Here is a 14,230-nt window from a genome sequence, read left to right on the forward strand (position 1 = left end):
CGTGGGCGATCAGGGTGTCGGTGAGCGAGCGAACGTCGGCGCCGTTCTGGCGGGGTTCTGTCACGAATGACCTTCCGGAGGCGAAGAGCGGGAGCACCTGGGCGGCGACCGACATGTCCCGGCCGGTCAGCCCGCCGACCACCCAGAACCGGTACTCCTCGAAGGTGCGGGCGTCGATGCTGAGCAGCGCGTACACGACGGAGGCGAGACTGGCGTCGAGCGCCGCGCCGACGAGCGCGAGGGTGACCGGGCTCGCGCCGTCGCGGGCCCGCGCGGCGACGGCGAAGACCAGCACGCCGGCGCCGAGCGCACCGGCGATGCCGAACCAGACGTACCCGGCGAGGGTGCTCACCCCGAACACGGAGATGGCCAGCACCACACCGAACGAGGCACCGGCGCTGATGCCGAGGATGCGCGGCTCGGCCAGCGGGTTGCGGGTGAGGGCCTGGAGGAGCACCCCGGCGACGGCGAGCGCGAGGCCGACGGTGAGCCCGAGGGCGGTACGCGGCATGCGCAGTTCCCGCACGATGGTGGTGGCCTCGCCGCCGTCGGGGGCGACCAGCGCATCCCAGACCTGCGCGACGGCGAGCGACCGGCTGCCCAGCGCGAAGCTGGCCAGGATCGCCAGCACCAGCGCCAGCGCGGCCGCGACGGTGACAGCCAGGCGGCGGCCCGTCCGGCGGTGGGGCCGGGTGCCGGCGGCGGGGGCCGTCGGGGTGGCGAGGGTGGTCACTGGTCTCCTGCGCGGTCGAGCTTAGGTTCGCCTTACCTTAGCCGAGACGCTTAGGTGAACCTAACTCGCCTTGGTCGATCCGACTCCGGTGGGTGGCGAAGGCGCACTGGCCGGACCGCTCCGGCCCTACGCTGGGAGGATGCGATTCGACCAGCACACGGTCGTGCTCCTGGTGCGCCCGCCGGACGCGCCGGAGCTGCCGCCCGAGGCGGCGGAGCGGTTGCAGGACGCCCACCTCGCGCACCAGGCGGGGCTGGTGGAGCAGGGGCTCGTGCTGGCCGCCGGTCCGTTCGTCCAGGCCGACGACGAGCGGCTGCGCGGCTTCGTCGTGCTGTCGGTGGATCCGGTCGCGGCCCGCGAGCTGTACGCGAACGACCCGGCGGTCCGCGCCGGGCGGCTGGCCGTGCAGGTGATGAGCTGGATGGTGCCCGAGGGCATCCTGCGCTTCGAGAGCGTGCCGCTGCCCCGGTCGATGCTGGAGGCCGCCGCCGGCGACTGACGAACCGGGACCTCAGTCCTCCGTACCCGGCGGGAGCGCGGCGATCGGCACCACCCGCAGCTCCTCGATCGGCCCGACGATCACCCGGAGGCTCGGAAAGTAGTCGCGCAGAACCTGCCGGCAGCGCCCGCAGGGCGGGAGGACCGCGCGCCCCCGGTCCCCCACGACGACGATCGTCTCCAGCTCGGTGACGCCCTGTGTGGCGGCGGCGCCGACGGTCACCACCTCGGCGCAGGCACCTCCGGCGACGTGGTGGACGTTCACGCCCGTGAAGACCCGGCCGTCGACGGTCCGCGCGGCGGCGGCCACCGTGTGGTTGTCGCTGCGGCAGCGCAGCTTGACGACCGCCGTGGCCGCCTGCACCAGCGCCCGGTCGGTGTCCCGCATCGTCATCGTCCGTCCCCCGTGCGCCCCGGTGATCGTCCGGGCCGGGCCCGGCGACGTCGGTCAACTGTAGGACGGCGACGACCGGCGGTAACCCGGGGGCGGTCCGGCGGCGGGCTGCCTATCCTTGGCGACGACATGCAGAATCCAGCCACCTCCGCCGCGCCCGACTCCGTCCGCGAGTTGCACCGCCGTACCTCCCCGCTGATGTTCCGCGACCAGCGCCGCATCCAGCGGCGGCTGGAGGGCGTACGGAAGCTGCGCGATTCCGACCGGCGGTCCTCGGCGCTGGCCGAGATCGCCGCCGAGGTGGCACGGGCCGAGGCGCGGCTGGCGGACCGCCGGGCCGCGGTGCCGGTCATCACCTATCCGGCGGGCCTGCCGGTCAGCGAGCGCAGGGACGACCTCGCCGCGGCGATCCGCGACCACCAGGTGGTGATCGTGGCCGGCGAGACCGGCTCCGGCAAGACCACCCAGCTCCCCAAGATCTGCCTGGAGCTGGGCCGCGGGATCACCGGGCTGATCGGCCACACCCAGCCCCGGCGGCTGGCCGCCCGGACGGTCGCCGACCGGATCGCCGAGGAGCTGGGCACGGAGCTGGGCGACGTGGTCGGCTACAAGGTCCGCTTCACCGACCAGGTGAGCGACCGCAGCCTGGTCAAGCTGATGACCGACGGCATCCTGCTGGCCGAGTTGCAGACCGACCGGATGCTCCGCCAGTACGACACGCTGATCATCGACGAGGCGCACGAGCGCAGCCTCAACATCGACTTCATCCTCGGGTACGTCCGGCAGCTGCTCCCCCGCCGGCCCGACCTGAAGGTGATCATCACCTCGGCGACCATCGAGACCGACCGGTTCGCCCGGCACTTCGCCGGCCCACCCAGCGAGGAGCACCCCGACGGCGTGCCGGCGCCGGTGGTCGAGGTGTCCGGCCGGACGTACCCGGTGGAGGTGCGCTACCGGCCACTGGTCGAGGTCACCGAGGCCGAGGGTGAGGACTCCGACGAGGAGAACGTCCGGGACCAGATCCAGGCCATCGGCGACGCCGTCGAGGAACTGGCCGCCGAAGGGCCCGGCGACATCCTGGTCTTCCTCTCCGGGGAACGGGAGATCCGGGACACCGCCGACGCGCTGGGCAAGCTGACGCAGTCCAAGCGGTCGCTGCTGGGCACCGAGATCCTGCCGCTGTACGCCCGGCTGTCCTCCGCCGAGCAGCACCGGGTCTTCGCCCCGCACGCCGGACGCCGGGTGGTGCTCGCCACCAACGTCGCGGAGACCTCGCTGACCGTGCCCGGCATCAAGTACGTGGTGGACCCGGGCACCGCCCGCATCTCCCGCTACTCCCACCGGCTCAAGGTGCAGCGGCTGCCCATCGAAGCGGTGTCCCAGGCGTCGGCCAACCAGCGCAAGGGCCGCTGCGGGCGGACGTCCGACGGCATCTGCATCCGCCTCTACGACGAGCAGGACTTCGCCTCCCGGCCGGAGTTCACCGACCCGGAGATCCTGCGCACCAACCTCGCCTCGGTCATCCTCCAGATGACCGCCATCGGGCTCGGCGACATCGCCGCGTTCCCGTTCATCGACCCGCCGGACCGGCGCAACGTCGCCGACGGCGTCAACCTGCTGCACGAGCTGGGCGCGATCGACCCGGCCGAGACCGACCCGGCGAAGCGGCTCACCGCACTGGGACGGCGGCTGGCCCAGCTGCCGGTCGACCCGCGACTGGCCCGGATGGTGCTGGAGGGCGAGCGCAACGGCTGCGCCACCGAGGTGATGGTGATCGCCGCCGCGCTGTCCATCCAGGACCCCCGCGAGCGGCCGGCGGAGAAGCAGGCCCAGGCGGACCAGGCGCACGCCCGGTTCGCCGACCCCGAGTCGGACTTCGTCGCGCTGCTCAACCTGTGGCGGTACCTGCGCGAGCAGCAGCGCGAGCTGTCCTCCAGCGCCTTCCGGCGGATGTGCAGGGCGGAGTACCTGAACTACCTGCGGGTCCGCGAGTGGCAGGACATCGTCAGCCAGCTGCGCCAGGTCCTGCGTACACCCGAGGGGGGCGACGGGCGGCGCGGCCGGGGCGGCGCAACGGAGGCCGCGCCCGACGGCGGCCGGCGCGGCCGTGGCGCGGACCTGCCGGAGGAGATCGACACCCCGAAGGTGCACCAGTCGCTGCTGGCCGGCCTGCTGTCGCACGTCGGGCTCAAGGACGCGCAGAAGCACGAGTACCTGGGCGCGCGCGGCGCGAAGTTCGCGCTGTTCCCCGGATCGGCGCTGTTCCGGAAGCCGCCGCGCTGGGTGATGGCCGCCGAGCTGGTGGAGACGTCCCGGCTGTGGGGGCGGGTGAACGGGCGCGTCGAGCCGGAGTGGGTCGAGCCCCTGGCGCAGCACCTGGTCAAGCGCAGCTACAGCGAGCCGCACTGGGAGAAGAAGCAGGCGGCGGTGCTCGCCTACGAGAAGGTCACCCTGTACGGCATCCCGATCGTCACCTCCCGCAAGGTGAACTTCGGGCGCATCGACCCCGCGCTGAGCCGGGAGCTGTTCATCCGGCACGCCCTGGTCGAGGGCGACTGGTCCACGCACCACCGGTTCTGGACGGACAACAAGCGGCTGCTCGGCGAGATCGAGGAGCTGGAGAGCCGGGCCCGGCGGCGCGACATCCTGGTCGACGACGAGACGATCTTCCAGTTCTACGACGAGCGGATCCCCGCCGACGTGGTCTCCGGGCGGCACTTCGACACCTGGTGGAAGAAGACCCGCCGAGAGCAGCCGGACCTGCTCACCTTCACCCGCGACCTGCTGGTCAACGCCGGCCGGGGCGGGGTGGACGAGGCCGACTACCCCGACGAGTGGAGCGCCGACGGGGTGACGCTGCCGCTGACGTACCGCTTCGAGCCCGGCACCGCGACCGACGGCGTGACCGTGGACATCCCGCTGCCGCTGCTGAACCAGGTTCCCGCGGAGAGCTTCGACTGGCAGGTGCCCGGCCTGCGCGAGGAGTTGGTCATCGCGCTGATCCGGTCGCTGCCCAAGGCGATCCGGCGCAACTTCGTCCCGGTGCCCGACTACGCCCGCGCGGCGCTCGCCGCCATGCCGGCCGGTGAGGAGCCGCTGCTGGACGCCCTGACCCGGCAGCTGCGCCGGATGACCGGCGTCACGGTGCCCCGCGACGCCTGGGACACCGAGAAGCTCCCCGCGCACCTGCGGGTCAGCTTCCGGGTCCTCGACGAGGAGAACAAGCCGGTCGCCGAGGGCAAGGACCTCCCGGCCCTGCAACGCCGGCTCAAGGCGGAGGTACGCCAGGTCGTCGCCGCCGCCGCGCCGGACGTCGCCCGGACGGGCCTCCGCGAGTGGAGCATCGACGATCTTCCCCGCACCATCGAGCAGGTCCGAGCCGGGTACGCGGTGACCGCGTACCCGGCGCTGGTGGACGAGGGCACCACCGTGGGCGTGAAGGTGTTCGACTCCGCGGCCGAGCAGGAGGCCGCCCACTGGGCCGGTACCCGGCGGCTGCTGCGGCTGACCGTGCCGTCCCCGGCGAAGTTCCTCCAGGGCCGCCTGAGCAACGAGGCGAAGCTGGCGCTGAGCCGCAACCCGCACGGCGGCGTGCAGGAGCTGATCTCCGACGCCGCCGGTGCCGCGATCGACAAGCTCATCGCCGACACGGGCGGCCCGGCCTGGGACGCCGAGGGCTTCGCCGCGCTGCGCGAGAAGGTCCGGGCCGACCTGGTCGACACCGTCGTCGAGGTGATGGACCGGGTGCGTCGGGTGCTCGCCGCCGCGTACGCCGTGGAGCAGCGCCTGGGCGCGACCCGGAACCTGGCCGTGGTGGCCGCCCTCGCGGACATCCGGGCCCAGCTCAACGGCCTCGTGTACAAGGGGTTCGTCACCGAGACCGGGTACGCGCGCCTGCCCGACCTGCTGCGCTACCTCACCGCCATCGAGCGGCGGCTGGACCGGCTGGGCGGCGACCCGGGGCGGGACAAGTCTCAGCAGGACCGGATCGCGGTGGTGCAGAAGGAGTACGCCGACCTACTCGCCGCGCTGCCGCCGTCCAGGCGGCAGTCGGCGGCGGTACGGCAGATCCGCTGGATGATCGAGGAGCTGCGGGTCAACGTGTTCGCGCAGGCGCTGGGCACCCCGTACCCGGTCTCCGAGCAGCGCATCTACCGTGCCATGGACGACGCCGAGGGCCGCTGACCGTTCCCGTCACGGGTCAGGTCAGCGGCTCCACACCGGGGGGCAGCTCGCCGTCGGCCGTCGCGCCGTGGACGTAGTCGAGCAGTATCCGGCGCAGCTCCCGTCCGGCGTGGGTGGGCACCACGTCACGGCGGCGGGCCACCGCGATCGTCCGGCGTACGCCGGGTGGGGCGAGCCGGGTGACCCGGACGCCCGGCCGGCGGGCGACGACGATGCCCGGCACGACCGCCACGCCCAGGCCGGCCTCGACGAAGCTGAGCACCGCGTCCATCTCGCCGCCGTCCACCGCCACGGTCGGCTCGAAGCCGGCGGCCCGGCACGCCTGGAGGGTGGCGTCGCGCAGGTCGTAGCCCTCGCGGAACATCACCATCGGCTGGTCACGCAGGTCGGTGATGCGCAGCTCCCCGGCCCCGGTCGCGGCCGGCAGCTCGTCCACCGAGGCGACGACCAGGCTCTCGGCCAGGATCGGGTCGGCGCGCAGCCCGGGGTCGGTGCCCTGCGCCGGCATGATGATGAGCGCGAGGTCCAGATCGCCGCGGAGCAGGTCGCGGACCAGGTCCTGGGAGCCGCCCTCGGTGACCCTCAGGTCGACGGTGGGGTGGGCGTCGCGGAAGCGGCGCAGCACCGGCGGCGCCAGGGAGGTGGCCAGGCTGGGGGTCGCGCCGAGGCGTACGCGTCCGCGCCGCAGGCCCACCAGCTCCTGCACCTCGCGGGTCGCCGTGTCGACGTCGGCGAGGATCCGCTTGGCCAGCGGAAGCAGCACCTCCCCGGCCGCGGTGAGCGTGATGTTGCCCCTTACCCGCTCGAAGAGAGGTGCCCCCAGGTCGGTCTCCAGGGCGTGAATTTGCTTACTCAACGAGGGCTGGGTGATGCCGACCAGGTCGGCCGCCTGGGTGAAATGTCGTACTTCTGCGACCGCCACGAAGTACCGGAGCTGATGGAGCTGCATCTACATAGCCTACGGCTATCAAGACTGCGAGGTCGATGCATTGGACGACTGATCAAATCGCTCCTAGCGTCGATCGGGTGGTAATCACGAGAACTCGGTCGCCCATCCGTTCCAGCGTCGGCCTGAAGGCCGTCATGGCGGTGACGGGCATCATGCTGGTGCTGTTCCTCATCGCGCACATGCTCGGAAACCTCAAGGTCTTCACGGGCGCGACGTCCTTCAACCACTACGCGGAGTGGCTGCGCGAGTTGGGCGCCCCACTGCTGCCGGGCGTGTGGGCCCTGTGGATGCTGCGGATCGGCCTCGTGGTGGCCGTGGTCGGCCACATCTGGGCCGCCACCACCCTCGCCCTGCGCGCCCGCGCCGCGCGGCCCGTGCAGTACGCGCACCGCAAGAAGGTCCAGGGCAGCTACGCGGCCCGCACGATGCGCTGGGGTGGTGTGATCATCCTGCTCTTCGTGATCTACCACATCCTGGACCTGACCACCGGCACGCTGAACCCGGTCGGCGACCCCACCCGCCCGTACGCCAACGTCGTCGCCGACTTCGCGCCGGAGCGGTGGTACGTCACGCTCTTCTACACCCTGGCGATCGTCTCCATCGGGTTCCACCTGCGCCACGGCATCTTCAGCGCGGTGCGCAGCCTCGGCCAGCAGACCCCGCGCGGCGAGCGGCGGGCGAAGAACGTCGCGCTGGTCTTCTCCGTCGCGCTGTGCGCCGGCTACCTGGTGGTCCCGTTCGCCGTACTCACCGGATTGGTGTCCTGACCATGGATCTCTTCACCGAGGGCGACCCGATCGCCGACACGAAGGCTCCCGAGGGCCCGGTCGAGAAGCGCTGGGAGACCCGCCGCTTCGAGGCCAAGCTGGTCAACCCGGCCAACCGCCGCAAGATGACCGTGATCGTGGTCGGCACCGGCCTGGCCGGCGGCTCGGCCGCCGCGACCCTCGCCGAGCAGGGCTACCGGGTCAAGTCCTACTGCTACCAGGACAGCCCGCGGCGGGCGCACTCCATCGCCGCGCAGGGTGGCATCAACGCCGCCAAGAACTACCGCAACGACGGTGACTCCGTGCACCGGCTGTTCTACGACACCGTCAAGGGCGGCGACTTCCGCTCGCGGGAGTCGAACGTGCACCGGCTGGCCGAAGTCTCGGTCAACATCATCGACCAGTGCGTGGCGCAGGGCGTCCCGTTCGCCCGCGAGTACGGCGGCCTGCTGGACACCCGCTCCTTCGGTGGCGCGCAGGTGCAGCGCACCTTCTACGCCCGGGGCCAGACGGGCCAGCAGCTGCTGCTCGGCGCGTACCAGGCGCTGGAGCGGCAGATCGGCCTGGGCAACGTGGAGATGAACGCCCGGCACGAGATGCTGGAGCTGGTCGTCGTCGACGGCAAGGCCCGGGGCATCGTCGTCCGGGACCTGGTCACCGGCGAGATCACCACCGAGTTCGCGGACGCCGTCGTGCTCGCCTCCGGCGGCTACGGCAACGTCTTCTACCTCTCCACCAACGCCAAGGGCTGCAACGTCACCGCCACCTGGCGGGCACACCGCAAGGGCGCGTACTTCGCCAACCCCTGCTACACGCAGATCCACCCCACGTGCATCCCGGTCTCCGGCGACCACCAGTCGAAGCTGACCCTGATGAGCGAGTCGCTGCGCAACGACGGCCGGGTGTGGGTGCCCAAGGCCAAGGACGACGACCGCGCGCCGCGGGACATCCCGGAGGACGAACGCGACTACTACCTGGAGCGGATCTACCCGTCGTTCGGCAACCTGGTGCCCCGGGACATCGCCTCCCGGGCCGCCAAGAACGTGTGCGACGAGGGCCGCGGCGTCGGGCCGAGCAAGCTCGGCGTCTACCTGGACTTCGCCGACGCCATCGATCGCCTCGGCCGCAAGGCCATCGAGGCGAAGTACGGCAACCTCTTCGAGATGTACGAGCGGATCACCGGCGAGGACCCGTACGAGGTCCCGATGCGGATCTACCCGGCCGTGCACTACACGATGGGCGGCCTGTGGGTCGACTACGACCTCCAGTCGAGCATCCCCGGCCTGTTCGTGATCGGTGAGGCCAACTTCTCCGACCACGGCGCGAACCGGCTCGGCGCCTCGGCGCTGATGCAGGGCCTCGCCGACGGCTACTTCGTGCTGCCCACCACGATCGCCAACTACCTGGCCGCCGGCCCGTTCGAGCCGGTCGAGGCCAGCAACCCGGCGGTGGTCCAGGCGCGGCGTGACGTCGAGGACCGGATCCAGCGGCTGCTGGCGGTCAACGGCGACCGGACCGTCGACTCGTTCCACCGCGAGCTGGGCCAGATCATGTGGGAGCACTGCGGCATGGAGCGCTCCGAGGCCGGGCTCCGCAAGGCGATCGACGAGATCCGGGCGCTGCGCGAGCAGTTCTGGCAGCGGGTGCGCGTGCCGGGCGACGGCGAGGGACTCAACCAGTCGCTGGAGAAGGCCGGCCGGGTGGCCGACTTCTTCGAACTGGCCGAGCTGATGTGCGTCGACGCCCTGCACCGCGAGGAGTCCTGCGGCGGCCACTTCCGGGCCGAGCACCAGACGCCCGACGGTGAGGCGCAGCGCGACGACGACCGGTTCGCGTACGTCGCGGCCTGGGAGTTCACCGCGACCGGCGAGCCCGCGGTGCTGCACAAGGAAGATCTGAACTTCGAATACGTCCACCCCACGCAGCGGAGCTACAAGTGAACCTGACCCTGCGCATCTGGCGCCAGTCCGGCCCCGAGGACAAGGGTCGGATGGTGACCTACAAGGTCGACGACGTCTCACCGGACATGTCGTTCCTGGAGATGCTCGACGTGCTCAACGAGCGGCTGATCCTCGCCGGCGAGGAGCCGGTGGCGTTCGACCACGACTGCCGTGAGGGCATCTGCGGCATGTGCGGCCTCATGATCAACGGCAACGCGCACGGGCCGCAGCGTGGCACCACCGCCTGCCAGCTGCACATGCGGCAGTTCGCCGACGGCGACACGATCGACATCGAGCCCTGGCGGGCCCGGGCCTTCCCGGTCGTCAAGGACCTGGTCGTCGACCGGAACGCGTTCGACAAGATCATCGCCGCTGGCGGGTACATCACCGCGCCCACCGGCAGCGCCCCCGAGGCCCACTCCACCCCCGTGGCCAAGGCCAACGCCGACGCCGCCTTCGAGTCGGCGGCCTGCATCGGCTGCGGCGCCTGCGTGGCGGCCTGCCCCAACGGCTCCGGCATGCTGTTCACCGCCGCCAAGGTCACCCAGCTCTCGCTGCTGCCGCAGGGCCAGCCGGAGCGGTACACCCGAGTGATCGGCATGGTCGACGCCCACGACGAGGCCGGCTTCGGTGGCTGCACCAACGCCGGTGAGTGCACCGTGGTGTGCCCGAAGGGCATCCCGCTGAACACCATCGGGCGGCTCAACCGGGACTACCTGGCCGCCACCCGCAAGGGCGGCGGGGGCAACACCCCCGGTTCCTGAGGCCCCGGCCCGGCCTCAGCTCCGGTTCCGGCTCCACGACGATGCCGCCGCACCCCACCCGGTGCGGCGGCATCGCCGCATCCCCGCCGGGGCCACCGATGCGGTTCACGCGCTGTCGAGCTGAGTCATCGACGACATCACGGCGCCTCGGGACCGACCGCATCGGTCCGCAGCGCCTGGTCCACTCGGCTTCAGTGAAGTCGGGGCGTCGCGCGGCCTCCGATGGGCCGACTTCACTGACATCGAGTGGATCTTGCCCGTCGCCGCCGGAACGTGCTCATCGGCGGTGGCCGGCCTCCATGGCCACCAGGCCACCACGCCACCGCCCCGGGCCCCGCTGGCGCCACCGCGCCACACGTCCGCACCGCCGCACGACCCGCTCGGCGAGCCTGTCGGCCGATCTCAGCCGGCGATCCATTGGCGACATCAGCTCGATAGGAGACCGACCGGTGCACACCGGGGTCGCCAAGCGTGCGCCCGGCAGCCGCCAGCGGAGATCCTAGGAACGGCACCCGTCGTGGTACGCCGGCCGTCAGCGGCCTGCCGGCGGTGCGCCCACCCGGGCGGCGACCTGACGGTCGGGCCGCTCGGACCGCGACGCCCCCGACACCCCGACGTCCGACGCTGTCGAACTGCCCCACGTGTTGGACCATCCCGCACCCTCGTGGGGCGGGAGTGAGACGACCCGACGGCGTGCCGCACCGGTGAGGCAGGTCGACAGGGCGCTGTTGAAGGGAAGGGTCCTGACCGGGCGCCGCAAACCGGGGGCGCCGCCACCGGGAGGCCGGAGCGTGGGTCGGAGGTCGGTTCAAGTCCTCGTGGGCGGGTAGCACCTGGGGGGACGGCGACGACGAGGGGACACACCGGCATGAAGGCACTGACCTGGCAGGGCAAGCGGGACGTACGGGTCGACGAGGTGCCCGACCCCCGGATCGAGGAGCCGACCGACGCGATCGTCCGGATCACCTCCACCGCCATCTGCGGCTCCGACCTGCACCTCTACGAGGTGCTCGGGCCGTTCCTGAAGCCGGGTGACGTGCTCGGCCACGAGCCCATGGGCATCGTCGAGGAGGTCGGCCCGGGGGTGACCCGGCTGAAGCCCGGCGACCGGGTGGTCGTCCCGTTCAACATCTCCTGCGGTTCCTGCTGGATGTGCGACCGCCAGCTGTACGCGCAGTGCGAGACCACCCAGGTCACCTCCGAGGGCAAGGGCGCCGCGCTGTTCGGCTACACCTCGCTGTACGGGTCGGTGCCCGGCGGTCAGGCGGAGTACCTGCGGGTGCCACACGCCCAGTTCGGCCCGATCAAGGTGCCCGAGACGGGGCCGGACGAGCGGTGGCTCTACCTGTCGGACATCCTGCCGACCGCGTGGCAGGCCGTGAAGTACGCCGACACGCCGCCCGGCGGCACCCTGGCCGTCTTCGGCCTCGGGCCGGTGGGCCAGCTCACCGCCCGCATCGGACGGCACCTCGGCGCGGGTCGGGTCATCGGCCTGGACCTGGTGCCGGAGCGGCTGGAGATGGCCCGCCGGCACGGCATCGAGGTGCTCGACATCACCGAACTGGACGACGTGCCGGGCGCGCTGATCGACCTGGTCGACGGGCGTGGCCCGGACGCGGTGATCGAGGCCGTCGGCATGGAGGCGCACGGCTCCACCACCGGCAAGCTCGCCCAGACCGCCGCCGGCCTGCTGCCGGACAAGCTCGCCCAGACGATGACGGACAAGGTCGGCGTGGACCGGCTCGTCGTGCTCAAGGCCGCCCTGAAGGCCGTCCGGCGCGGCGGCACGGTCTCGATCTCCGGCGTGTACGGCGGTGAGGTCGACCCGATGCCGCTGATGGAGATGTTCGACCGGGGCATCCAGCTGCGAATGGGCCAGTGCCACGTGCGCCGCTGGACCGACGAGATCCTCCCGCTGCTCTCCGGCGACGACGACCCGCTGGGCGTGGAGGACCTGCGGACCCACCGGGTGCCGTTGCAGCGGGCGCCGGAGGCGTACGAGATGTTCCAGAAGAAGCAGGACGGGTGCGTCAAGGTCGTGCTCGAGCCGTGAGCCGTACGGTGGTCGTCACCGGCGCGACCAGCGGGATCGGCCGGGCGGCGGCCCGGGAGTTCGCGGAGCGCGGGGACCGTCTGGTCCTCGCGGCCCGCTCTCCCGACACCCTCGCCGACGTCCGCGCGGAGTGCGAAAAGGCCGGCGCGGAGGTGCTGGACGTACCGACGGACGTTACGACCGACGGCGCCGTGGCGGCGCTGGCCGACGCCGCGGTCGAACGGTTCGGCGGCGTGGACGTGTGGGTGCACACGGCCGCGGTGATGGCGTACGGGCGCTTCGACGAGACCCCCGAGCGGGTCTTCGAGCAGGTGGTCCGCACCGACCTGCTCGCCGCCGCGGCGGTGGCCCGGGTGGCGTTGCGGCACTTCCGCGCGAACGGCGGCGGGACCCTGATCCTCACCGGATCGGTGCTGGGGCACATCACCGCGCCCTTCATGAGCGGGTACGTGGCCAGCAAGTGGGGCCTGCAGGGGCTGGCGCGGGCGTTGCAGCAGGAGGCCCGGGAGACGCCCGGCGTCAACGTCTGCATCGTCAGCCCGGGCAGTGTGGACACGCCCGTCTACCAGCAGGCGGCCAACTACCTGGGACGGATCGGCCGGCCGCCGCTGCCGATCACCACGCCGGAGCGGGTGGCGCGGGCGATCGTGGACTGCGCGGACCGACCCCGGCGGGAGGTGTCGGTGGGCCGGCTCAACGTGGTCATGCGGTTCGGGTTCACGGTCCTGCCCGGCGCCTACGACGTCCTCGTCGTACCCCTGATGCGCCTCGCCGGGCTGAGCAACCGGCCGGTCGAGCCGCACGAGGGAGTCGTGTTCACGCCGAACCCGGCCGGCGAGTCGGTGCGCGGCGGCTGGCGGCCCGACCTCGCGCAGGTGGTGCGCGGTGTCGGCGCGCTGCCCGCGACGATCGGCGGCGCGGTCCGGCGGCGACTGCGGTGAGCGGGTCGTGCGGGATCACCGGCGTCGATCGATTCGCCTAGGGTGGTGGGCCGGGAAGCGATCCGGCCCACCACGACGGGAGAGACGATTGACCATCCGGGTGAACCGCAGGACGGCACTGGGACTGGGCACGGTGGCCACCGCGGGGACGGTGCTCGGCGCCGCCGGCCCCGCCTCCGCCGCGACCGAGGGCACCGAACCGGCCCCGGTCACACCGGCGCAGGCCGCCGGCCGCGTCGCCGCCGCCTACGAGCGGGAGACCGCCCGGGCGGGCGGCAACTGGCAGGCGTACGTCAGCGTCGCCGACCCGGCCGGTGAGCCGGTGGTCGCGGTGGCCGACGAGGCCGACCGTCGGATCGAGGCGTACAGCGTCAACAAGGTCGCGGTCGCCGTGGCGGTGCTCGACAAGGTGGACCGTGGCCTGCTCACCCTCGACCAGCGCGTCGAGGTCACCGCGGCGATCGTGGTGCCCGGCGGTGACGGCATCTTCGGGCTGGACGGCGCGTACCCCAGCTCGGTGACCCTCGGTCACGCGCTGGCCGCCCTGCTGACCGTCTCCGACGACACCGCCGTCCGGCTCTGCGGCCTGGTCTGCCCGGCGGCGGAACTCAACCAGATCCTGCGGGACAAGGGCTTCCCCAACACGCAGGTGCAGCCGGTGGCCAACCCGAACCGGTTCTTCCTCGGCACCAGCACGCCTCGCGAGACCCACGACCTGCTGCGGGCGCTGGTGAGCGGGACGCTGCTGTCCCCCGCGTCGACCGCGTACGTGCTGAGGCTGCTGCGCTCCCCCATCGCGTACACGGACGGGATCCGGCGGGAGATGTCGTCGGCGCAGCGTGCCCGGATCGCCACCAAGGCCGGCTGGTTCGGCGACGCCCGGCACGAGGCCGGCGTCATCTTCGACGCGACCGGGGCGCCCGTGCTCACGTACGCCCTCTTCGCCGACGGTCAGGCCGGCGCGGACGACTTCGGTGCCACGCACCCGGCGGTGGCGGCCCGGGCC

General features: G+C 72.3%; 11 protein-coding genes. 8 read left to right on the forward strand and 3 right to left on the reverse strand.

Annotated elements, in window-relative coordinates; all coding sequences use genetic code 11:
• The coding region (locus tag AB0I76_RS10145) for an iron ABC transporter permease (protein ID WP_357032714.1) at window positions 1–733 on the reverse strand (733 nt) is incomplete at its 3' end.
• 139 nt (window positions 734–872) lie between these two features.
• On the opposite strand from AB0I76_RS10145, the gene AB0I76_RS10150 reads away from it, so the two are divergent.
• The gene (locus tag AB0I76_RS10150) at window positions 873–1,232 is read left to right on the forward strand and encodes a YciI family protein (RefSeq protein ID WP_357032716.1); all 360 of its coding nucleotides are present in this window, start codon (window positions 873–875) and stop codon (window positions 1,230–1,232) included.
• A 12-nt stretch (window positions 1,233–1,244) separates the two neighbouring features.
• Here AB0I76_RS10150 and AB0I76_RS10155 read toward each other — a convergent pair whose 3' ends face one another.
• Window positions 1,245–1,625 (reverse strand): cytidine deaminase, encoded by a 381-nt coding sequence (locus AB0I76_RS10155; protein WP_357032718.1) that lies wholly within the window; start codon window positions 1,623–1,625, stop codon window positions 1,245–1,247.
• Between the two features lie 129 nt (window positions 1,626–1,754).
• On the opposite strand from AB0I76_RS10155, the gene hrpA reads away from it, so the two are divergent.
• A complete protein-coding gene (hrpA, locus tag AB0I76_RS10160; protein ID WP_357032720.1) occupies window positions 1,755–5,810 on the forward strand; it encodes an ATP-dependent RNA helicase HrpA in 4,056 nt (1,351 codons plus the stop codon).
• Between the two features lie 16 nt (window positions 5,811–5,826).
• Here the strand turns inward: hrpA and AB0I76_RS10165 are convergent, their stop codons facing one another.
• Complete coding sequence (locus AB0I76_RS10165; RefSeq protein WP_357032722.1) at window positions 5,827–6,759, reverse strand: LysR family transcriptional regulator; 933 nt, start codon at window positions 6,757–6,759, stop codon at window positions 5,827–5,829.
• Between the two features lie 134 nt (window positions 6,760–6,893).
• Here AB0I76_RS10165 and AB0I76_RS10170 point away from each other — a divergent pair, with 134 nt between their 5' ends.
• The 6 genes from AB0I76_RS10170 to AB0I76_RS10195 form a co-directional block, all read left to right on the forward strand.
• Entirely contained in the window at window positions 6,894–7,526 is a 633-nt protein-coding gene (locus tag AB0I76_RS10170; RefSeq protein ID WP_357032724.1) for a succinate dehydrogenase cytochrome b subunit, read from the forward strand.
• Between the two features lie 2 nt (window positions 7,527–7,528).
• The gene (locus tag AB0I76_RS10175) at window positions 7,529–9,466 is read left to right on the forward strand and encodes a fumarate reductase/succinate dehydrogenase flavoprotein subunit (protein ID WP_357032727.1); all 1,938 of its coding nucleotides are present in this window, start codon (window positions 7,529–7,531) and stop codon (window positions 9,464–9,466) included.
• Window positions 9,463–10,230, forward strand: coding sequence for a succinate dehydrogenase/fumarate reductase iron-sulfur subunit (locus AB0I76_RS10180; RefSeq protein WP_357032730.1), 768 nt, complete (start codon window positions 9,463–9,465; stop codon window positions 10,228–10,230). The genes AB0I76_RS10175 and AB0I76_RS10180 overlap by 4 nt, the downstream gene beginning before the upstream one ends.
• A gap of 868 nt (window positions 10,231–11,098) precedes the next feature.
• A complete protein-coding gene (locus tag AB0I76_RS10185; protein ID WP_357032733.1) occupies window positions 11,099–12,283 on the forward strand; it encodes a zinc-dependent alcohol dehydrogenase in 1,185 nt (394 codons plus the stop codon).
• Window positions 12,280–13,224, forward strand: coding sequence for an SDR family NAD(P)-dependent oxidoreductase (locus AB0I76_RS10190; protein ID WP_357032736.1), 945 nt, complete (start codon window positions 12,280–12,282; stop codon window positions 13,222–13,224). The genes AB0I76_RS10185 and AB0I76_RS10190 overlap by 4 nt, the downstream gene beginning before the upstream one ends.
• 88 nt (window positions 13,225–13,312) lie before the next feature.
• A partial coding sequence (locus AB0I76_RS10195) for a serine hydrolase (RefSeq protein ID WP_357032739.1) occupies window positions 13,313–14,230 on the forward strand: 918 nt, incomplete at its 3' end.

This window comes from Micromonospora sp. NPDC049799, from assembly GCF_040656655.1.
Classification (GTDB): Bacteria; Actinomycetota; Actinomycetes; order Mycobacteriales; family Micromonosporaceae; genus Micromonospora.

Excerpts from the sequence above, each read along its gene's own strand:
- AB0I76_RS10165 (WP_357032722.1), bottom strand. The coding sequence starts at position 6,759 with ATGCAGCTCCATCAGCTCCGGTACTTCGTGGCGGTCGCAGAAGTACGA.
- AB0I76_RS10185 (WP_357032733.1), top strand. The coding sequence starts at position 11,099 with ATGAAGGCACTGACCTGGCAGGGCAAGCGGGACGTACGGGTCGACGAG.
- AB0I76_RS10175 (WP_357032727.1), top strand. The coding sequence starts at position 7,529 with ATGGATCTCTTCACCGAGGGCGACCCGATCGCCGACACGAAGGCTCCC.
- AB0I76_RS10155 (WP_357032718.1), bottom strand. The coding sequence starts at position 1,625 with ATGACGATGCGGGACACCGACCGGGCGCTGGTGCAGGCGGCCACGGCG.
- hrpA (WP_357032720.1), top strand. The coding sequence starts at position 1,755 with ATGCAGAATCCAGCCACCTCCGCCGCGCCCGACTCCGTCCGCGAGTTG.
- AB0I76_RS10170 (WP_357032724.1), top strand. The coding sequence starts at position 6,894 with ATGGCGGTGACGGGCATCATGCTGGTGCTGTTCCTCATCGCGCACATG.
- AB0I76_RS10150 (WP_357032716.1), top strand. The coding sequence starts at position 873 with ATGCGATTCGACCAGCACACGGTCGTGCTCCTGGTGCGCCCGCCGGAC.